This is a genomic window from Streptomyces sp. NPDC032822, from assembly GCF_055578825.1.
The window spans coordinates 315875-335516 of the sequence record NZ_JBVIOL010000002.1; the positions used below are offsets into that span (position 1 = coordinate 315875).

Annotated in this window: 18 protein-coding genes; 5 read left to right on the forward strand and 13 right to left on the reverse strand. The window is 73.3% G+C overall.

The features are described from left to right. Positions 1 to 51 precede the first annotated feature (51 nt). Positions 52 to 393: a DUF5713 family protein gene (locus ACZ5VD_RS07110; protein WP_468681253.1), complete on the reverse strand. Its 342-nt coding sequence runs from the start codon at positions 391 to 393 to the stop codon at positions 52 to 54. A gap of 84 nt (positions 394 to 477) precedes the next feature. Here ACZ5VD_RS07110 and ACZ5VD_RS07115 point away from each other — a divergent pair, with 84 nt between their 5' ends. Together ACZ5VD_RS07115 and ACZ5VD_RS07120 are read left to right on the forward strand one after the other, a co-directional pair. After that, a complete protein-coding gene (locus ACZ5VD_RS07115) occupies positions 478 to 1275 on the forward strand; it encodes an N-formylglutamate amidohydrolase (protein WP_468681256.1) in 798 nt (265 codons plus the stop codon). Positions 1276 to 1332: 57 nt separating this feature from the next. Further along, a complete protein-coding gene (locus tag ACZ5VD_RS07120; RefSeq protein ID WP_468681258.1) occupies positions 1333 to 2553 on the forward strand; it encodes a cytochrome P450 in 1221 nt (406 codons plus the stop codon). An 81-nt stretch (positions 2554 to 2634) separates the two neighbouring features. Here ACZ5VD_RS07120 and ACZ5VD_RS07125 read toward each other — a convergent pair whose 3' ends face one another. Genes ACZ5VD_RS07125 through ACZ5VD_RS07135 form a run of 3 tightly spaced genes read right to left on the reverse strand, consistent with a single transcriptional unit; the run spans position 2635 to position 5239 of the window. Beyond that, positions 2635 to 3168: a hypothetical protein gene (locus tag ACZ5VD_RS07125; protein ID WP_468548765.1), complete on the reverse strand. Its 534-nt coding sequence runs from the start codon at positions 3166 to 3168 to the stop codon at positions 2635 to 2637. A gap of 5 nt (positions 3169 to 3173) precedes the next feature. Further along, positions 3174 to 3812, reverse strand: coding sequence for an RNA polymerase sigma factor (locus ACZ5VD_RS07130; protein WP_468681261.1), 639 nt, complete (start codon positions 3810 to 3812; stop codon positions 3174 to 3176). Continuing rightward, positions 3809 to 5239: a S8/S53 family peptidase gene (locus tag ACZ5VD_RS07135; protein WP_468681263.1), complete on the reverse strand. Its 1431-nt coding sequence runs from the start codon at positions 5237 to 5239 to the stop codon at positions 3809 to 3811. Before ACZ5VD_RS07135 ends, ACZ5VD_RS07130 begins: the two co-directional genes overlap by 4 nt. 149 nt (positions 5240 to 5388) lie before the next feature. Between ACZ5VD_RS07135 and ACZ5VD_RS07140 the strand changes: the two genes are divergently transcribed. Then, a complete protein-coding gene (locus ACZ5VD_RS07140; protein WP_468681664.1) occupies positions 5389 to 7956 on the forward strand; it encodes a CHAT domain-containing protein in 2568 nt (855 codons plus the stop codon). 46 nt (positions 7957 to 8002) lie between these two features. On the opposite strand, the gene ACZ5VD_RS07145 is transcribed toward ACZ5VD_RS07140, so the two are convergent. Next, a complete protein-coding gene (locus ACZ5VD_RS07145) occupies positions 8003 to 9805 on the reverse strand; it encodes a LuxR family transcriptional regulator AbsR2 (protein ID WP_468681264.1) in 1803 nt (600 codons plus the stop codon). Positions 9806 to 9882: 77 nt separating this feature from the next. Between ACZ5VD_RS07145 and absR1 the strand changes: the two genes are divergently transcribed. Then, positions 9883 to 10968, forward strand: a complete 1086-nt coding sequence (gene absR1 / locus ACZ5VD_RS07150) for a beta-glucuronidase AbsR1 (RefSeq protein ID WP_468681266.1) — start codon at positions 9883 to 9885, stop codon at positions 10966 to 10968. A gap of 232 nt (positions 10969 to 11200) precedes the next feature. Here absR1 and ACZ5VD_RS07155 read toward each other — a convergent pair whose 3' ends face one another. Continuing rightward, a complete protein-coding gene (locus ACZ5VD_RS07155) occupies positions 11201 to 12151 on the reverse strand; it encodes a helix-turn-helix transcriptional regulator (protein ID WP_468681267.1) in 951 nt (316 codons plus the stop codon). A 130-nt stretch (positions 12152 to 12281) separates the two neighbouring features. Here ACZ5VD_RS07155 and ACZ5VD_RS07160 point away from each other — a divergent pair, with 130 nt between their 5' ends. Next, the gene (locus tag ACZ5VD_RS07160; protein WP_468681270.1) at positions 12282 to 12656 is read left to right on the forward strand and encodes a hypothetical protein; all 375 of its coding nucleotides are present in this window, start codon (positions 12282 to 12284) and stop codon (positions 12654 to 12656) included. Here the strand turns inward: ACZ5VD_RS07160 and ACZ5VD_RS07165 are convergent. The 7 genes from ACZ5VD_RS07165 to ACZ5VD_RS07195 all read right to left on the reverse strand — a co-directional run bounded on the left by ACZ5VD_RS07165 (position 12635) and on the right by ACZ5VD_RS07195 (position 19633). Continuing rightward, complete coding sequence (locus tag ACZ5VD_RS07165) at positions 12635 to 13783, reverse strand: LLM class flavin-dependent oxidoreductase (protein WP_468548399.1); 1149 nt, start codon at positions 13781 to 13783, stop codon at positions 12635 to 12637. The two genes, ACZ5VD_RS07160 and ACZ5VD_RS07165, sit on opposite strands and share 22 nt — an antisense overlap. Then, positions 13776 to 14876: an LLM class flavin-dependent oxidoreductase gene (locus ACZ5VD_RS07170; protein ID WP_468681272.1), complete on the reverse strand. Its 1101-nt coding sequence runs from the start codon at positions 14874 to 14876 to the stop codon at positions 13776 to 13778. The genes ACZ5VD_RS07165 and ACZ5VD_RS07170 overlap by 8 nt, the downstream gene beginning before the upstream one ends. Further along, the gene (locus ACZ5VD_RS07175; RefSeq protein WP_468681274.1) at positions 14873 to 16243 is read right to left on the reverse strand and encodes an NtaA/DmoA family FMN-dependent monooxygenase; all 1371 of its coding nucleotides are present in this window, start codon (positions 16241 to 16243) and stop codon (positions 14873 to 14875) included. Before ACZ5VD_RS07175 ends, ACZ5VD_RS07170 begins: the two co-directional genes overlap by 4 nt. 20 nt (positions 16244 to 16263) lie before the next feature. After that, complete coding sequence (locus ACZ5VD_RS07180; protein WP_468681276.1) at positions 16264 to 17469, reverse strand: LLM class flavin-dependent oxidoreductase; 1206 nt, start codon at positions 17467 to 17469, stop codon at positions 16264 to 16266. 79 nt (positions 17470 to 17548) lie between these two features. Continuing rightward, positions 17549 to 17635 carry a putative leader peptide gene (locus ACZ5VD_RS07185; RefSeq protein ID WP_468548763.1) on the reverse strand — a complete coding sequence of 29 codons (87 nt, stop codon included), beginning with the start codon at positions 17633 to 17635 and terminating at the stop codon, positions 17549 to 17551. Between the two features lie 94 nt (positions 17636 to 17729). Beyond that, entirely contained in the window at positions 17730 to 18542 is an 813-nt protein-coding gene (locus ACZ5VD_RS07190; RefSeq protein WP_468681278.1) for a GNAT family N-acetyltransferase, read from the reverse strand. A 65-nt stretch (positions 18543 to 18607) separates the two neighbouring features. Next, the gene (locus tag ACZ5VD_RS07195) at positions 18608 to 19633 is read right to left on the reverse strand and encodes an ABC transporter substrate-binding protein (RefSeq protein ID WP_468681279.1); all 1026 of its coding nucleotides are present in this window, start codon (positions 19631 to 19633) and stop codon (positions 18608 to 18610) included. Positions 19634 to 19642 lie beyond the last annotated feature (9 nt).

The window sequence follows — 19642 nt, forward strand, 5'->3', positions numbered from 1 at the left end:
CCCGGCCGGGGCGCGGTCGTGTCCCTGCGGTCCTGTCCGCTCCGCCGTGGCTCACCAGTCCCGGGTGGCGATCAGCTCCTCCACGTCCGCGGCGGTGAAGCCGTAGGCCTGCGCCACGAACCAGAAGTTCTCGGCTATCTCCTCCCGCGCCACCGTCTCGATGTCGCTGCCGGCCTCCTCGAAGGCGGTCTGGAGGTCGTTGAACTCCTCGGTGGCGGCCTGCGTCAGGGCGTACAGCGCCGCCAGGTCCGCGGGCCGCTCGGTCTCGATGCGCCCGCACAGGCGCAGCAGGATCTCCCGGCCTCGGTCCACCACCTGGTCGGGGTAGTAGTCGTCGCCGAAGAGCCCCTTGAGAAACGGGTGTGCGGTCACCTGCTGGTTGCTGACGGGCATGCTGTTTCCCCGCCCTTCCTCGACGTTCCGATGTGCCACCTTGATCGTGCACCATGCCACTGACAACGCCCCGGGAGCCGCCCCATGACCCCTGCCGCACCGTCCTTCGAGCTGCTGCCCGGCGCGGCGGACTCCCCGGTGCTCCTCCATGTGCCGCACTCGGCCCGGGAGATACCGCCGGCGGTGCGGGCGGGGATCGTGCCGGACGACGCGGCGCTGGAGCGGGAGCTCGACCACATCACCGACGCGCACACCGCCCGGATCGCCGCCGAGGCCGCCCGGATCGCCCCGGTCGCTCCCTGGCGGTTCGTCAACCGGCTCTCCCGGCTGGTCGTGGATCCGGAGCGGTTCCCCGACGAGCGGGAGGAGATGCTCGCGGCCGGGATGGGCGCCGTGTACACCCGGACCACGCACGGGGCGACGCTGCGGCCCGCGGACGCCGACCCGGAGCCGTTGATCGCGCGGTACTTCCGGCCGTACGCGCAGGCGATGACGGAGGCGGTGGCCGGGCGGCTCGCCGTGGCGGGGCGGGCCGTGATCATCGACGTGCACTCCTATCCCACGCGTGCGCTGCCCTACGAACTGCACGGCGAGGGGCCCCGGCCACCGGTCTGTCTGGGCACCGACTCCTTCCACACACCCGGTGAGCTGCTCGGCGCGGCCCGGGAGGCGTTCGCGGGGTGCGGGGAGATCGGGCTGGACACTCCGTTCGGCGGGGCGTACGTGCCGCTGGAGTTCTACGGTCGCGATCCCCGGGTGAGCGCGCTGATGGTGGAGATCCGCCGGGACACCTACATGAGCGAGCCGGGCGGCCCCGCCGGGCCCGGACTGACCCGTCTCTCGTCGGCGCTGGCCGCCCTCGTCGCGGCCGTGACGGGCTGACCTCCGGCTGGACCACTCCCGCGCGACACCCGGCCGGGCGGCGGTGAGGGTGGGGGCATGACCGAGGAGACCACCACGCTGACCGGGCGGGAACCGCCGGTACGGGACTGGCCCGCGCTCGACCTGGCGGGGACGGAGTTCGACCCCGTCCTCGCGGACCTCATGCGCGAGGGACCGCTGACCCGTATCCGGCTGCCGCACGGCGAGGGCTGGGCCTGGCTGGCCACCCGCCACGCCGACGTGAAGGCGATCACCAACGACCCGCGGTTCGGCCGGGCCGAGGTGACGAACCGTCAAGTGACCCGTCTTGCCCCGCACTTCAAGCCCCGGCCCGGCTCCCTCGCCTTCGCCGACCAGCCCGACCACAACCGGCTGCGCAAGGCGGTGGCCGGGGCGTTCACCGTCGGCGCGATGAAGCTGCTGCGGCCCCGGGCACAGGAGATGCTCGACGGACTGGTGGACGGCGTGGTGAGCGACGGACGGCCCGCGGACCTGGTCGAACGGGTCCTGGAACCGTTCCCGATCGCCCTGGTCAGCGAGGTCATGGGGGTGCCCGCCGCCGACCGCGCCCAGGTGCACGCCTGGACCCGGCGGATCATCTCCACCTCCGGTGGGGCCGAGGCCGCCGAGCAGGCGAAGAACGGCCTGTACGGCTGGATCACGGACACCGTACGGGCCCGCGCCCACGGCACCGGCGACGACGTGTACTCCCTGCTCGGTGCGGCCGTGGCCCGGGGCGACGTCGGCGAGAGCGAGGCGGTCGGCCTCGCCGGTCCGCTGCAGATCGGCGGCGAGGCCGTCACCCACAACTGCGGCCAGATGCTCTACCTGCTGCTGACCCGGCCCGAGCTGATGCGGCACCTGCGTGAGCGGCCCGAGGCCCGGGACACCGCGATCGACGAACTGCTCCGCCACATCCCGCACCGCACCTCGGTGGGCCTGGCCCGGATCGCCCTGGAGGACGTCGAGCTGCACGGGCTGCGGATCAGCGCGGGCGACGCCGTGTACGTCTCCTACCTGGCCGCCAACCGCGACCCCGCCGTCTTCCCCGACCCGGACCGGATCGACCCGGTCCGGGACCCCAACCCGCACCTGGCCTTCGGCAACGGCGCCCACTACTGCACCGGCGCCGTACTCGCCCGCCTCCAGACCGACCTCCTGGTCGCGACCCTGCTCGACCGGCTGCCCGGCCTGCGCCTGGCGGTCCCCGCCGACCAGGTCGTCTGGCGCCAAAAGACCATGATCCGCGGCCCGCGGACGCTGCCCGTCACCTGGTGACGAGCGGGGTCCGGTGACGGACGGGGTCCGGTGACGGACGACCGGCGCGGTGTCAGGCCGCGCCGGCGTTCCATGACCGGCTCAGGCGCGCAGCCACTCCGTGACCACTACCTCGCCACCGGCCCGCAGACGCAGTGCGAAGGGCCCGGCGGGGGGCACGTCGGAGGTGAAGCGGCCCATGGCGTCGGCCACCAGGGCGACGCCGGTCCGAGGGCCGTTGAGCACCTCGATGCCGGCCGGCTGCGGTGGCAGCACCTGCCCCATCAGGCCCTGTGCGGTCACCTCGACGTCCACGGTCACGTCGCCGGAGCGGAAGGTCAGCATCCGCGGCGGGTCCGTCGCCCCTCTGACCGGAATCGCGTCGACCAGCGAGTCGAAGGTCAGCTCGGCGAGCCGGGCGTCGAGGTCGTGCAGCGCGAAGGCCTCCACGGCGAGCTGCCGCAGTGCGGCCGGCGCCGGGTCCAGGATGCCCGCGGCCAGCCGCAGGTCCTCCAGGAGTCCGTCGTCCGCCTCCGCGCCGGTTCCGTCGTCGAACTCCTCGGCGTCGATGCCTTCTTCGGCCCAGGAGTCGCCGTTCACATCACTCAGGTCGTTCATGCCGTTCATGCCGTTCATGTCGCTCACAACGCTCCCCGTGCGTCGAGTCGGGCCCGAAGGCGGCGCAGACAGCGCTGGCGCAGCGGCCCGATGCTGCCCACCGCGATACCCAGGGCGGCGGACACCTCCTGGTAGGTCGGCGGCGGCGAGGCCATCAGTACGCGCAGCAACTGCCTGCACCGTTCGCCGAGTTCCTCGAACTCCTGCCACACCCGCCGGATCCGCTCGGTCTCGGCGGCGGCCTCCTCCGAGTCGAGGAAGGACTGCTCGGGCGTCCGGTCCTCACTGATCCGGTCCAGGACCTGCGGGTCGTCCGTCGGCATCAGTCGCCGCAGGCTCTTGATCACCTTCAGGCACTCGTGCCGCGCGGTGCTGGCCAGCCAGGATCCCGCCTTCTGCGGTTCGCGGATCCGGCCCAGGTTCTGGGCGAAGCGGAACCAGACGGTCTGGTACACCTCGTGTGCGTCGGCGTCGGACATCCGGTGTGCTCGCACCACCGACCACACCAGTGGGCTCAGGCCCTCCACCAGAGCTTTCCAGGCCGCCGCGTCGCCGTCGACGGCGGACTGGACGAGCGCGCCGACATCTGCACGGTCCACGGTCCCACCCCTCGTGTACGGCAAGTCATCGTACGCCGTGGAGTGGGCCGTTCCGGCCGTCATGCGCCCGCCGGAGGCGGTACGTCCGGGAACGGCCGCCAGGTGCCCGGCCGCAGCGCCGGTACCTCCGCCCCGCGCACCTCCGCGAACTCGGTGTTCGCGGCGAGCAGTTGCTGCCCGGCGACGCGCGGGCCGGTCTCCTTGTTCGCCGTCATGTAGGCGGCGATCAGGCCGGCGACGACGGGGGTAGCGAAGGAGGTGCCGCTCCACTGCGCGAACCCGGCGAACTCCACCTGGTCGGGTGTGCCGTCGTCGCCCGGCTCGCTCAACACACCGGTGTGCTGCGGGGACTGGCAGGTGCAGGCATACCCGAAGCCGTAGCGGCAGGCCTGGTAGGTGGAGTGCTGGTACACGTACGGGACGGGTGTGTCGAAGCCGGTGAGGACACTGGTGAGGCGCTCGCCGGGGGCGTAGGCGCTCACCCAGGAGCCGTGGTTGCTGAAGCAGGCGCCGTACTCGCCGTCGTGGCGCAGCGCGCCGACCGACAGGACGGCGTTCTGGTAGGCGGGCAGCGCCGCGTAGGCGGCGGGCCAGAAGGGTGTGGCGCTGGCGTTGTTTCCGGCCGCCGCGACCAACAGGGTGCGCCGGCCGCTCAGTTCCTCCATGAAGGCATCCAGGCCGAGCAGGCCGTCGAGGCGGCCGTTGGAGGTGCCGGCGGAGAGGCTGATGATGTCCGGCCAGCCGTGCGTCTCGACGGCGTCGAAGAGCCGGTCGCCGAACTCCGACTCCAGGATGGCGCCGGCGTCGGTGAGGGTGCTGAGCACGGTGATGTCCGTGTTGGGCGCGACGGCCGCGACGAGACCCGCGACGAAGGTGCCGTGCCCGATGTACTGCAGGAGGTTGCCCTGGCCGTCGGTCTCGGTGCCGTGCTGGTCGCCCTGGACGTGGGCGAGCAGGGCGCCCGCCGCCGTGTAGTCGTGGGTGAGGCCGTTGTCGATGACGAGGACGTCGATCGCGGTGTCCGGGTCGTGGCCGGTGTCGGCCGGCGCCGGGTTGGTGCCCTGCGCGCGCGGGGCGGGCACAGGCTCGTCGCCGGGGCAGGAGTTGACGGCGATCGACACCACGTGGTTGCGGCTGACCAGCCGGCGTCCGGCGCGTCCCTCGGGCTCGCGCAGGGCCCGCAGGGCGCTCGCGACGGCCAGGTCGGCGTGCCGGTCGCCCTGGCCCGGGTCGCCGACCTGGATCCGGCTGATCCCGGAGCGGTTGGTCTGCGGGCTCACCCGGCGCACGTGGTCGGCGCTCAGGTCGGGCGCCGCGGTGAAGTGGCTGCGCACGCTGTCCTCGACGCGCTGGGCCTCCTCGTCGCGGGCGAGCACGACGCCCTTCTCGTAGATGAACTCCGCCGCGTCGTCCGGCCCCAGGGCCAGGGGGACGTCGGGCATGGAGCGCTGGATCTGGTCGAACTGCTCGTGGAAACGCTGTGGTGCCATGGCATGTCCTCCCCTAGGGACGGTGGTTCGTCAGTCAGAGCAGCGGGAGCGCCGATTGATACAGCGCCAAACCGGTGTGACGTACAACCGCGGCCACTACCATCCATGGAGTGACAGCAGGAAGCGACTCGGTTCTCGAACTGCTGCCGATGGTGTTCGCCGCACCGAACGAGGCACGCGCACAGGCACAGGTCGTCCTCGACTCCGATCCGTCGTCGTGGCACGCCTCCGTGGCCCACCAGGTGATCGGCATCTGGCAGCGGGACTGGGGGGACCTGCGGATCGCGCTGCACCATCTGCGCCGCGCCCGCGACCTGGCGGTCCGCGCGGAGTCGGCCGAGCGGGAGGCGGACGTCCTGGCCGCCCTCGGGGTGGCGCTCGTGCACGCGGGCCGCACCCGGGAGGGCCTGAAGGAACTGGAGCGGGGTGTCGCGGTCAGCAGCGGGCACATGCGCGCGAAGGTCCTGTTCCGGCGGGCCTACGCGTCCTGGGTGCTCGGACATCACCGGCCGGCGCTGGAGGACGTGCGCCGGTCGATCCCCGTGCTGCGGCAGGCGGACGACGTCATCTGGACGGCGCGCGCGCTGACCCTGCGCGCGACCGTGCATCTCGCGCTCGGGGCGGTGGACCGCGCGGAGGCCGACTTCGGCGCGGCCGAGGCGCTGTGGGACACCACCGGCCAGGAGCACGACAAGGCGGACGCGGTGGAGAGCCGCGGGCTCGCCGCGTACCGGTCGGGCGACATCCCCGCCGCGCTGCGGCTGCTCGACGAGGCGGAGGAGCGGTACGCCAAGCTCGGCACCCCGACCTTCATGCTCAACATCCGCCGCTGCGAGGTCCTGATGGCCGCCGGGCTCGCCCCCGAGGCGCTCGGCGAGGCGGACTCGGCGATCGCCGTCCTCGACGGCATCGGCGGGCAGTCCACCCGCAAGGCCGAACTGCTGCTGGCCGCCGCGCGCGCGGCCCGTCTGGCGGGCGACCCGCACACGGCCATCGCGCGCGCCGACATGGCCGTACGGCTGTTCGCCGGGCAGCGGCGCACCTGGTGGGAGACGCATGCCCGGCTGGTGCTGATCGAGGCCCGGGTCGCCGCCGGGCGCGGCTCGGGGCGGCTGGTCGCGGACGCCGCCGCGGTCGCCGAGAAGCTGGCGTCGTTCGGGGCGCCGGCGGCGCCGGAGGCCTCGCTGCTGGCCGGGCGGATCGCGCTGGGGCTCGGCTGGACGGCCGACGCCGAACGGCATCTGACGGTCGCCGCCCGCAGCCGGCACAGCGGTCCGCCGCTGGCGCGGATGACGGGCTGGGCGGCGCAGGCGCTGCGGGCGCGGGCCGCCGGTTCCGGCCGGGGGGTCCTGGAGGCCTGCCGGCACGGCCTCGACGTGCTGGACGATCACCGGATGACCCTCGGGGCCTCGGAGCTCCGGGCCCGGGCGACCGCGCAGGGTGCGGAACTCGCCGCGATGGCCCAGCGGGCCAGTCTCGACTCGGGCGGTCCGCGGCGGCTCCTGGTGTGGAGCGAGCGGTGGCGGGCGACGGTGCTGTCGGCGCCGCCGACCCGGCCCCCGGCCGACCCCGCTCTGCAGCGTGGTCTGACGGCGTTCCGGGAGATCGCCGCGCGCGCGGAGTCCGCCCGTATGGAGGGCCGTCCCGTGCCGGCGCTGGAGCGCGACCGGCGGCGTCTGGAACGCGAGATCCGGTCCCGGACCCTGCACATCCGTGGCGACGCACACGGTGACGGTGCCCGGTTCGATCCCGCCCGGCTGCTGGAGCGCCTGGGTGACGACGTACGGCTGGTGGAACTGGCCGTGCTCGACGGGCGGGTGCACGTGCTGCTGTGCGGACGGGGGCGGGTGCGGCGGTTCGAGGCGGGGCTGCTGGCGGAGGCGGAGACCGAGGCCGAGCATGTGCAGGCCGGGTTGCGGCGGCTGGCCCATCCGGGGGCGGACGCGCGGCTGCCCGTGGTGGAGGCGGCCGGGCGCCGTCTGGAGGAGCTGCTGCTCGGTCCGGCGGTGGCGCACCTGGGTTCCGGTCCGGTCGTGGTGGTGCCGCCGGGCCGGCTGCACCGGGTGCCGTGGGCGTTGCTGCCGTCGCTGCGGGAGCGGGTGTTCAGTGTGTCGCCGTCGGCGAGCAGCTGGCTGCGCGCCCGGGAGACGGCTCCGCCGTCCGGTGGGCGTCATGTGCTGGTGCGGGGGCCGGGGCTGGCGACCGGTGGCGCCGAGGTGCCCGAACTGGCCGACCGGTACGGCGGATCGACCGTGCTGGAGCACGAAGAGGCGCGCGTTCCGCAGGTGTTGGAGCAGCTGGACGGCTCGGCGCTGGCCCATATCGCCGCGCACGGCACGTTCCGCGCGGACAGCCCGCTGTTCTCGTCGCTGCGGATGGCCGACGGCCCGCTGATCGTCCACGACTTCGAGCGCCTGGCCCGCAGCCCGTACCGGATCATCCTGTCCTGCTGCGACACCGCCCGGTTCGCGTCCGTCGGCGCCGACGAGCTGCTCGGCCTGGTCACCGCGCTGCTGCCGCTGGGCACGGCCGGGGTGGTGGCGTGCAGCGCGCCCGTCAACGACGCCGCGGTGGTGCCCCTGATGCTCGCGCTGCACAAGGGGATCGGCGCGGGCCTGTCCCTGGCGGAGGCGCTGCGGGACGCCCGCGCCGCGCTGCCGGGCGACGCGACCCATCAGGCGACGGGGTGGGCGTTCTCGGCGTTCGGGGCGGCCTGACCCCTCCCCCGATCACAAGGGTCAGACCGCCGGTCCGGTGGGTGGTTCAGGCCGGCTGCGCCTCGGGCAGTTCGACGAGCCAGGGCAGCGCGCCGCGGTCGCTGGCGCCGAGGCGGGCGTACGCGCCGTAGAGGTGGTTGCCGACCGTGCGGATGGACAGGGTGAGCTTCTCCGCGATCTGCCGGTTGCTCAGGCCGGCCGCGGCGAGCGTGACGATCTGCCGCTGGCGGGCGGTGAGTTCGCCGAGGACCAGCCCGGACAGGGCCGGTGTGCGGGCACCCTGGCTGCGCCGGGCGAGGGTGACGGCACGGGTGCGTGCGGTGCGGGCGGCGCGCGGGTCGCGGTGGGCGTGGACGGCCTGGGCGTGTGCCTCGGCGGCGAACAGCAGGAAGCCGCGCTCCTCCAGGCGCAGGGCCGCCCGGTCCAGGGCCGGGCCGTCGGCGCGGGCGAGCGCGTCGGCGTGGGCGGCGAAGACGCCGGTCAGCCGGCCGACGGCCGCGTCGGGCGCACCGAGGCGGACGGCGTCGTACGGGTCGTCGGCGGCCGCGGTCAGCGCCGCGTCGAGGTCGCCGCGGGCCGCCGCCTGCCAGGCCGTCGCGGCGGCCACCACGGTGCCTTCGGGCAGCTCGCCCGACTGGACGGCCGCCAGGGCGAGTTCGGCCCGGCAGGACCGGTCGTCCGGGGCGTCCCGCAGCCCCTCCTTCGCCCAGGCCGCCGCCTCGCGCAGCTCTCCCCGCAACCGCGAGAACCGCGCCCGTACGGCCGCGTGCCCGGCGGGCACCGCAGCGCCCTCGTCCAGCAGCCACTCCCCCACCGGTGCCGGGATCGCCCGTACGTCCGCCCGCTCGATGCCCCTGGTCAGCGCGGCGGACTCGGCGGCCAGGGCGGCGGCGCAGCTCTCCGGCGCGCGGGCCAGCCGGCGGGCCCGCAGCCGTCCGGCGGCGGCGCGCAGGACGGGCCCGTGCAGGGGGTGGGCGAGGCGGACGGCTCCGTGGTCGTCGACGTGGACCAGGCCGTCGGCCTCCAGGTGTTCGAGGGTGTGCAGATCGAGGTCGTCGAGGTCGAGCGGGAGGGGTTCGGCGAAGGCCAGCCGTTCGAGGGTCCCGTCGGGGCCGGTGCGGTCGAGGAGGTGCGCGGTGCGGTCCCTGACGGTCGCCGTGAGCGGGACGGGGCCGCGCCAGGCCCAGGTGCCCGAGGCGCCCGGGACGGAGGTGCTCCGGTCGCGGACCGCGCCGAACAGGTCGCGCAGCAGACGCAGATCGCCCCGGCACAGGCGGTACAGACGGTTCACGGTGAGCGGCTCGGGGCCGTCGTCGGTGCCCGCGCCGAGCAGGTGGGCGGTCTCCTCCCGGGGCAGCGGTTCCAGGGCGAGGCGGGGCAGGAGTTCGCCGGTCCACAGGCGGGAGATCGCGCCGGGCACCGGGGCGCTGTCGGCGGCGACGACCAGGAGGCGGGTCCGTCCGTGGACGGCCAGCTGGTGCACGAGGGCGGCCGAGGAGTCGTCGAGCAGATGGGCGTCGTCGACCAGCAACAGCCGGATTCCGGAGAGGAGTTGGACCGCCCGGTACAGGGAGACGGACTCGGGGAGCAGGTGTGCGAACGCGGCGAAGGGGAGCTGCCGGGTCTCGGGGGTGCCCGCGACCCTGGCGCAGTCGGTGCCGCGAACGGCCTCGGCGGCGAGGCGGCTCTTGCCGCTGCCGACCGGGCCGGTCACCACGATGCCGTGGCGGGCCGCGGTCAGCGCCCCGCGGACCAGCGCGAGTTCGTCCTCCCGGCCGGTGAACGGCCAGAGCGGTTCCAGGGTCTTCGCGTCCCGTTCGTAAGTCGTCACGACAGGATGAGTCGCCATACTCACCTCTGATACAGGCGGACTTGAGTAGCCCCCGACTCAGGCGCCCTGGGCCGGCCCACGGCAGGCTGTTCGCCATGACCGCACGCTACTGCTCGCTCGCGCAGCAGCCGGCCCCCGCCTTCGCGCCGGGACTGGCCGCCGAGCGGCACAGTGCGCTCATCGCCGGCCGCCGGATGTGGGCCAACCACACCGTGCTGCACTACTACTTCTTCGACGACGACTCCGACGGCTCGGTCATCGCCGTCCCGGGTTCCGGCGCGACCAGGCGGGTGTCGTGGGTCGGCGCGAAGGAACAGCGGGACGTCGTACGCGAGGCCTTCCGGGAGTGGCAGGACCTGGGTATCGGGGTGTCGTTCACCGAGGTCGGCGACCGCTCGGAGGCCGAACTGCGGATCGGGTTCCAGCTCGGCGACGGCTCGTGGTCGACGGTGGGCAAGGACGCGCTCCTGATCGGGCTGAACGAACGGACCATGAACTTCGGCTGGGACCTGACCGTGCCCGGGGAGCACGGGACGGCCCTGCACGAGATCGGGCACGGGCTCGGCATGCTGCACGAGCACCAGAGCCCGTTCGCCGGTATCCACTGGGACGACGAGGCCGTCTACGCCGATCTGGCGGGCTCGCCGAACTTCTGGAGCCGGGACCGGACGTTCTTCAACATCCTGCGCAAGCTGGACCGGCGCGAGGTGAACGGCTCCGTCTGGGACCCGCAGTCGATCATGGAGTATCCCTTCGAGGCGGGGCTGATCCTGGAGCCCGAGCAGTACCGCGCGGGTCTGAACCCGCCCGGCACGCTCTCCGCCGCCGACAAGGAGTACGTCCTGCGCTGGTATCCGCCGGCCGCCCCGGGGCGGGCGCCCGGGCTGGTGCCCTTCCGTTCGGTGCCGCTCGGTCTGGGCCCGGGCGAGCAGGCCGACTTCGTCGTCGAGCCGTCGGAGACCCGCGAGTACACGGTGGGCACCTTCGGTGACAGCGACGCCCTGGTGGTGCTCTTCGAGGAGCGGGACGGCGAACCCCGCTATCTCACCGGCGAGGACGACGGGGGCACCGCCCACAACGCCACGATCAAGGCCCGTCTCGTCAAGGGCCGCCGCTACTTCGTCCGTGTGCGCCTGTACTCCGGCTGGGGTTCGGGGGAAACAGCCGTCATGTGCTGGTGACAGCGCAGGCAGGCCGCACACGGGCGGGGCTCGGACCACAGTCCGGCGCCGGGGGAGCGGTCAGGGGACGTCACCTTCGGGGGAGGGAGGCGTCCCCTGACCCATGCCGTGCCGACACCCTGGCGACAGAAGCGGGTTGGCGGGCTGGTCCACCAGCGGCTGGTGGAGGCCGGCGGTGCGGCGGGGACGACACGGAAAGCCATGGCATCGCTCATGGCACGGAGCCGGCCGACTACCCGTAGCGGGCTGCCGTGCGGTGGGCCCTCTCCGCCAACTCCCTTCGCACCGAGGCCGGTTCGAGGACCTCGGCGTCGGGGCCGAAGCCGAGGAGGCGGCGGCAGGCGGCCCGCGGGGAGTCGAAGCGGAGGACGAGACGGTGCCAGCCGTCCTCCGGGTCGGGGGTCGCCCGCGCCGCGGACGTGGTGTCGCCGAGCACCTCGGGGAGGGCGGCGAGGGCGGCCGTGGTGAGGCGTACGGTGACGGGCAGTTGGTCGAGGCTCGCCTCGAACTCGGCCGTCCAGCGGGCCCAGTGCTCCGCCAGGTCGAAGTCGGCGGGCCGGGTGAAGGAGCAGGGCAGCAGCTCCGCCCGCGTGATCCGTGACGCCCGGTGGGTGCGGATGCCTCGGTCCGACCGTACGACCAGGTACCACACGCCCGCCTTCGCGACGAGCCCCAGCGGGTCCACCTCGCTCGCGGCGGGCCGGCTCGCGTGCGTCAGGCGCAGACGTCTGTCCCGCCGTACGGCATCGACGAGCACGGCGAGGTGCGGGACCGGCTCGGGCGGCTTGAACCATGCCCGGGTGTCGAGGTGGAAGCGGCTCGCCGCGGTGTGGGCGTGCTCCCGGCCGGCCGCCGGCAACGACGCCAGCAGCTTCAGCCTGGCCTGCGTGAGCGCGTCACCCAGCGCGATCCGCTCCAGCGGGCCGCCCGCGGACACCGCCAGCAGGGCCGTCGCCTCCTCGGCGCTGATACCGAGCAGCGGACTGCGCCAGCCCTCCAGCAGCCGGCAGCCGCCGCCGGGGCCGCCACTGGCCACCACCGGGACCCCGGCCGCGCCGAGCGCCTCCAGGTCCCGGTAGACGGTGCGGACCGACACCTCCAGTTCGTCGGCGAGTTGACGGGCCGTCATCTGTCTGCGTGACTGCAGGCGGAGCAGCAGCGACAGCAGTCGGTCCGCTCTCATCGGGCGATCGCCTCCTCGTCGCGGGACCCGAACCGGATGGCTGACACAGGATGTCAGCCATACCGTCGTAGCGTCTCCCACAGGCACGCCCCGCTCCTCAGCCTCAGCCTCAGCCTCAGGGAGACAGCACGTGATCACCGGATACGTCCTCGGCGAGAGCCTCCGTCCCGGCGCCGAGTTCGCCCCGCCCGGAGTGCGGCTGCGCAGGGTCGCCCGGATCGACGTCGGTGCGAGCGCGACCGGCACGCAGCCCCCGCTGTGGACACTCGTCGAGTGGGAGGCCGACGACGACCACGACGTCGCCGGGTTGGCGACCGCTCTCGCCGACGCACTGGAACCGGCGAACGGCTGGTACGCCGACTTCACCGCCGGGGACGAGCGGGTGGTCGTCTTCGCGGGGAAGGTCTTCCGCTACCGACGCGGCGAGGCGGCGGGCCGCGCCGCGGCGGTCGCGTACGGCAGGTCGGTGGGTACTCCCGGGCATCAGCTCGACTGGGAGGAGTGACCTCGCCCGCGCCACTCCTGCGCGAGGAGTTGGTAGGAGCGGACCCTGGCCCGGTGGTCGTGGGTGATCGTCGTGATGAGCAACTCGTCGGCCTGTGTGGCTTCTTGGAGTTGTTCGAGCTGGTCGGCGACCCGGCTCGGGGAGCCGACGAACCGGGTGTCGAGGCGGTCCTGGACGAGGTCTTGGTCCTCGTCGGTCCAGACGTGGGCGCGGGCCTCTTCGGGGGTCGGGTACGGGATGGCGCCTTCCGCGGTGCGGATGCTGCGGACCCAGGGGCCGTATCCGGTGGCGAGTTCGCGGGCGGTGTCGTCGTCCTCGGCGACGACGACGTCGGCGGAGACGCTGACGTACGGCTTGTCGAGGATGTCGGAGGGCCGGAAGGCGGCGCGGTAGCCCTCGGCGGCCTCCAGGACCGTGCCCGGACTGACGTGGTAGTTGGCCGCGAACCGCAGCCCGCGGGCGCCCGCCGCCTCCGCGCTCTCGCCGCCGCTGCTGCCGAGGATCCACATCTCCACCTCGGCGCCCTCCCCCGGCACGACGTGCGCCTCGATGCCCTCCGGGGAGCGGTAGGTGCCGGCGAGCAGGGCGAGGAGGTCGTCGATCTGCTGGGCGTAGTCCTGCGACTCGGCGCCCGGCAGCAGGAGCAGCCTGCGCTGCAGTGCGATCCGGGGCGAGCCGAGCAGGTAGGCGAAGGAGAAGCGGGGCGGGACGCGCAGGCCGTTCGGGGCACGGCCGTCGACGACCGGGGTGGCGGTCGCCAGGGGGGTCGAGGGCTGTCCCGGCGGTTTCCCTCCCGAGCGGCCGAGGCCGAGGTCGAACCGGCCGGGATGCAGGGCGTCGAGCAGGCCGAACTCCTCCACCGTGGAGAGCGCGGTGCGGTGGCCGAGCTGTACGGCTCCGGAGCCGAGCCGGATCCTGGAGGTGGCGGAGGCGGTGAGCGCGAGGAGGACCGCGGGGGACGTGCCCGCGACGCCCGGGTTCAGGTGGTGCTCGGCGAACCAGTGGCGGGCGTATCCGAAGCGTTCCGCCTCTCGCGCGAGGTCGATGGAGTTGCGCAGGGCGTCGGCCGCGGTGGCGCCGGACGGGATCGGGACCAGGTCGAGGACGCCGAGGGGGATGTCAGACATGGGCGGACTCCTCGGGGACCGGCGAGACCGGTGACTTGGGCAGTACGGGTGCCCAGGCGAAGGGCGGGTCGGGGATCTCGCGGCGCAGCACGGGGGCGACCTCGGACTGAAACAGGGCGAGGGAGGAACGGTGCTGAGGGTCCGTCAGTCCATTTGCGTCGGCCTGCAGATGGAGCACGGTGTGCCCGAACCGGTCGTGGTAGCGGTGCACTTTCTCGATGATCTGCCGCGGGCTGCCGATCAGGGCGGAGCTGCGGTCGACGAAGTCCTCCAGGGTCTCGAAGACCACCGGCAGGCCGGCCTGCTTCTGGAAGGCCAGGTTCGCCTCGAAGACCGGCCGGTAGAGCCTGAGCGCCTCCTGGGAGGTGCGGGTCACCAGGAGCCCGGCCGTGCCGGCGCCGACGGCGAGGCCGGTCGGGTCGTGGCCGTAGTGCTCCCAGCGCTCGCGGTAGTGCCGGATCAACTCGGCGTACGGCTCTATCGGATGGGTGACGTTGGCGGAGAACAGCGGGTCGCCGTAGCGGGCGGCCAGGTCGACCGATTCCCGGCTGGTGGCGCTGCCGTGCCAGACCCGGACCGGCTGCTGGTACGGCCTCGGCCACACCTCGGCGTCCTGGAGCGGAGGGCGGAAGCGGGTCGCCGCGGTGACCTTGTCCTGCCGCCAGAGCTGCCGGAACACCTCGTAGCTCTCGGCGTTGCGGTCCCACTGGTCCTCGGGCGTGACGTGGAACAGGTCGCGCTGGGCGGCCCCGTTGCCCTTGCCGATGATCAGGTCGAGCCGGCCGCCCGAGAGGTGGTCGAGGGTGGCGTAGTCCTCGTAGGCGCGCACGGGGTCCAGGAGGCTCAGGGTGGTCACCGCGGTGAAGAGGCGGATGCGCCGGGTCAGGGCGGCGATGTGGCTGAGCACGACGGTCGGCGAGGAGGAGAGGAACGGCCGTTCGTGCCGCTCCCCCACGCCGAAGCCGTCGAAGCCCAGCTCCTCGGCGAGCAGCGCGTTGTCGAGCACCTCGCGGAACCGGTCGTGGGTGGGGGTGAGCACACCGGTGAGCGGGTCCGGGCGGTGCACGATCAGGGTGATCGCCAGGAACTTCACGACGCCGCCCGCGCGCCGGGGGCGTCGGGGTGGGCGAGACCGAGGTGGTCGCGCAGGGTCGGGCCCTCGTACGCGGTGCGGAACACGCCCTGTTCCTGGAGCAGGGGGACGACCTGATCGGCGAAGACGTCGAGGCCGGTCGGGGTGATGTGCGGGACGAGGATGAAGCCGTCGCTCACGTCGGCCTGCACGTAGTCGTTGATGGTCTTCGCGACGGTGGCGGGCGAGCCGACGAAGTTCTGCCGGTTGCCGGTCTCGATGACCAGGTCGCGGATCGACCAGTGGTGGGCGGCGGCGAGTTCGCGCCATTCGCGGGCGGTGGCCAGCGGGTCGCGGTACATGCGCACCTGGGCGCGTCCGCGGGCGATGTGCTGCTCGCCGAGGTCCGGGTCGATGTCGGGGAGCGGGCCCTCCGGGTCGTAGGCCGACAGGTCCCGGTTCCAGACGAACTCCAGGTGCTTGATCGCGGTGGCCCCGCTGACCTGCTGCCGGCGTACCTCCTTGGCGATCTCCTCGGCCTCGGCGTCGGTGTCGCCCAGCACGAAGCTCGCGGCGGGCAGGATCTTGAGCTGGTCGTGGCGGCGGCCGTACTTGGCGAGGCGGTTCTTGACGTCCGTGTAGAAGGCCTGCCCGGCGTCGAGCGTGGCGTACCGGCTGAAGATCGCGTCGGCGCCCGCGGCGGCGAACTCGCGGCCCTCGTCGGAGTCGCCCGCCTGGAAGATGACCGGGCGGCCCTGCGGGGAGCGCGGCACGTTGAACCGGCCGTGGATGTCGAAGTGCCGGCCGGTGTGGACGAAGGAGCCGGCCTTCGCGTCCCGCAGGAAGGTGCCGGTCACCGGGTCGGCGAGGATCTCGTCGCCCTGCCAGGAGTCGAGGAGTTCGGTCGTCGTGGCGAGGAACTCCTGGGCGCGGGAGTAGCGCTCCTCCTGGGGGAGGAAGCCGCCGCGGCGGAAGTTCTCGCCGGTGAAGGCGTCCCAGGAGGTGACGACGTTCCAGGCGGCCCGGCCGCCGGAGAGGTGGTCGAGGCTGGCGAACTGGCGGGCCACCTCGTAGGGCTCGTTGAACGTGGAGTTGATGGTGCCGGCCAGGCCGAGGTGTTCGGTGACGGCGGCGAGCGCGGCGAGGACGGTGAAGGTGTCGGGGCGCCCGACGACGTCCAAGTCGTAGATATGCCCGCCCTGTTCGCGCAGCCGGAGTCCTTCGGCGAGGAACAGGAAGTCGAACTTGGCGCGTTCGGCGGTCTGCGCGAAGTGGGCGAAGGAGCTGAACTCGATGTGGCTGCCGGCCGCGGGGTCGCTCCACACGGTGGTGTTGTTGACGCCCGGGAAGTGGGCGGCCAGATGGATCTGCTTCAGTGGCTTGCTCATGGGTCTGCGGTCCCTCCGGCTCAGGCGTGGGCGTAGCGGTTGGCGGGGCGGGGCAGGCCCAGCAGTCCGCGCAGGGTGTCGGCCTCGTAGGCGCGGCGGAAGGCGTCCCGGCGCTGGAGTTCGGGGACCAGGCCGCGGGTGATCGCCGGGAGGTCGTGTCCGGCGACGGCGGGGCGCAGCCGGAAGCCGGTCAGCCCGGCCGTCCGCAACTCCTCAAGCAGGTCGGCCAGTTGGCCGGGGCTGCCGGTGAAGATCCGGGCGTCGCTGGTGTACGGCTCCCCCGCGAGGGCGTCGAGGCGCTCCCGGCGGGCCGCCGCCTCGGCCGGGTCGTCGTCGAGGAAGACGACCAGGTCGCCGAAGATGTGCAGGGGTTCGTCGGCGCGGCCGGCCCGCTCCTGCTCGGCGCGGATCTCCGCGACGATCGCGCGGGCCTGGCCGGTGTCGTGCGGGGTGACGTAGCCGACGTCGGTCGCGCGGGCCACCAGCCGGTACGGCACGGTGTCGTGGGCGAGGGCGCTGACCAGCGGCTGGCCCTGGGGCGGGCGGGGTGTGACGGAGGGGCCCTTGACGCTGAAGTGCCGGCCCTCGAAGTCGATGTAGTGGAGCTTGTCCCGGTCGACGAAGCGGCCCGTGGCCACGTCCCGGATCTCCGCGTCGTCCTCCCAGCTGTCCCAGAGGCGGCGCACGACCTCCACGTAGTCGGCGGTCTCCTCGAAGAGGTCGGCGACCAGGTCGCGGGTGTCGGGGCTGTCGTAGGCCTCGATGCGCGCAAGGGTGCGGCGGCCGAAGTGCGCGGCCTCGTTCGGGCGGGCGGTGATCTGGACCCGTAGGCCCGCCCGGCCGGTGCTGACGTAGTCGAGGGTGGCGATGGCCTTGGAGAGGTGGAACGGCTCCGTGTGGGTGACGACCGCCGTCGGGACCAGGCCGATGTGCCGGGACAGCGGGGCGATGCGTGCCGCGATCAGGACGGCGTCCAGGCGCCCGCGGACCTGGTCGGTGCGCTCGTCCGGGTCGAGGAAGTGGGAGGACTGCGGGCCGAGGCCGTCCTCGATGGTCACGAAGTCGAGCAGGCCGCGTTCCGCCTCGGCGACCTGGTCGGCCCAGTATCCGGCGGTGAGGAGTTCGCGGGGGCGGGCCACCGGCTCATGCCAGGAGGCGGGATGCCAGCCGGTGCCGTCCAGGGCGACGGCGAGATGCAGTGCGGAAGAAGGTGCAGAAGGGGACACGGGTGGGTGCCTTCCTGGAGGTCCGTGGGAGATCGCCGGCCGCGCACGAGTCGAGGGGCCCAGCGGCTGGACAACGGGGTCAGGAGCAACAGAGCGCGCCGGCCACGCGCTGGAGATCGATGTGGGGCCGGGTGTGGAGGTGGACGGCGTGGAGTGGGCGGATCACGCGTCCGTCACCTCCTGGTCTCCGGGCGCGACGGGCGGCGCCGCACGGATCTCGTCGTGAGCCACAACGCCCTGGTCTCGCGGGATGTTCCCCTTCATGGCGTACGCACCAGCTGGATCGTGGAGCGCCGTCGCGCGGTGAAGCCGATCGACTCGTACAGCCGGATCGCGGCGGTGTTGTCCGCGGCGGCGTGCAGGAACGGGGTGTCGCCGCGGGCGCGGACTCCCGCGGCGACCGCGCGCACCAGCCGGGTGGCCAGGCCCCGGCCGCGGTGCTCCGGGTCGGTGCACACCGCGCTGATCTCGGTCCAGCCGGGCGGCCGGATCCGCTCGCCGGCCAGGGCGATCAGCCGCCCCCGTTCCCGGATGCCCAGGTAGGTGCCGAGTTCGACGGTCCGCTTCAGGAAGGGCCCCGGCCGGGTGCGGGCGACCAGGTCCAGGATCTCGGGGACGTCGTCGGGCCCGAGCCGGACGGCCTCGGGTGCGGGTTCGGCCCGCAGCCCGGTGTCGACGAGTTGGACACCCACCCCGCCGCCGACCGCCTCCCAGCCGTCGGGGACCTTGACGACCGGCTTGATCCGTACGACGGTCCCCGGGCCGACGAGCGTGTGCAGGTCGGCCCAGGCGGCCGGGTCCAGCGGATCGGCCAGGGCGGCGAAGGCGTAGACGTCGGCCGGGTAGCGGGCGGCTCGGCCGACCCGCTCGGCGAGGTGGGCGTGCGGGCCGTCGAGGGCGGCCCAGACGGCGTTGTCCAGAACGGCGGTGTCGGAGGCGGACGGGAGTGCGGACCTGTCGGATGGGGAGGGGACCGTGGCCGTGTCGCCTGCGGGCGGAACCCCGGTCCTGGCGCGTACGGGCGCGACCGTGGGTGCCGCTCCGCCGCCGCGGAGCTCGGTCTGATGGGCCACGGAGGCGGCTCCCCTTCTTTCCTCTTCCCCCAACCGGCAGGTGGGGAAGGTGTGATGACGGTGGGTCAGGAGTTGTCGAGGGGCAGGCCGGGCGGGTTGATCTCGGACTTGGCGACGGCCTCGTTGGCGAGGTTCCAGGCCCTCAGCCACTTGGCGTACTGGCCGCTCTCGATGAGGTGGTTGATCGCGGCGGCGACCGGCTCGGCGAGGCCGCTGTCCTTCTTGGCGGTCGCGGCGATCAGGCCCTGGAGGGTCTCTCCGGCGCCGGAGAACGTGCCCGCGCTGCGGGTGGCGTTGGGCGTGCCCGCGGTCTTGGCGACGTTGTAGGCGATGCCGGGGTTGGGGCCGAAGAAGGTGTCGATCTTGCCGCTGTTCAGGGCCAGGTAGGTGCCGTTGCGGTCCTGGAAGTACTTGACGGTGAGCTTCTTGCCCTCGCTCTCCAGCTTCTTCTTCCACTCCAGGAGGATCTTCTCCTGGTTGGTGCCGTTGCCGACGGAGACGGTCTTGCCGGCGAGGTTCTCGTAGTCGCCGTCGAAGTTCCACTTGCTGTCCTTCGGCACCTCGAAGCCGAGGTTGTCCTGCCGGTAGGACGCGAACTCGTACTTCTGCTTGCGTTCCTCGGTGTCGGTGATGTTCGAGAAGCCGACGTCGGTCTTGCCGCTGTCGATGCCGACGAAGAGGTTGTCCCAGGTCGAGTTCTTGACCTCGGGCCTGAGACCGAGGACCGCGGCGACCAGGCGTCCGAGGTCGGGTTCGGCGCCGGTGAGGGTCTTCTGGTCGCTGCCCACGTAGGCCAGCGGCGCGAAGCCGGCGGGGAGGGCGCCGACGCCGATGTTCAGGGTGCCTCTCTTGCGGACGGCGGCGGGCAGGAGGGCGCTGATGGACTTCACCTCGGAGACCTTGAGGGTGGTCTCCTTCGCGGCACCGTTGGACAGTTGGCCCACGATCACCGTCCCGGCCGCGGCACGGTCGGTGGTGGTGGCCGCGTCGCTGTCTCCCCCGCAGGCGGCGAGCCCGGCGGCGAGGGCGACGACGGCGGTGCTCGCGGTGAGACCTCGGAGAAGGCTGCTGCGAAGGCTGAGGCTGGGCATGGCTGTCCT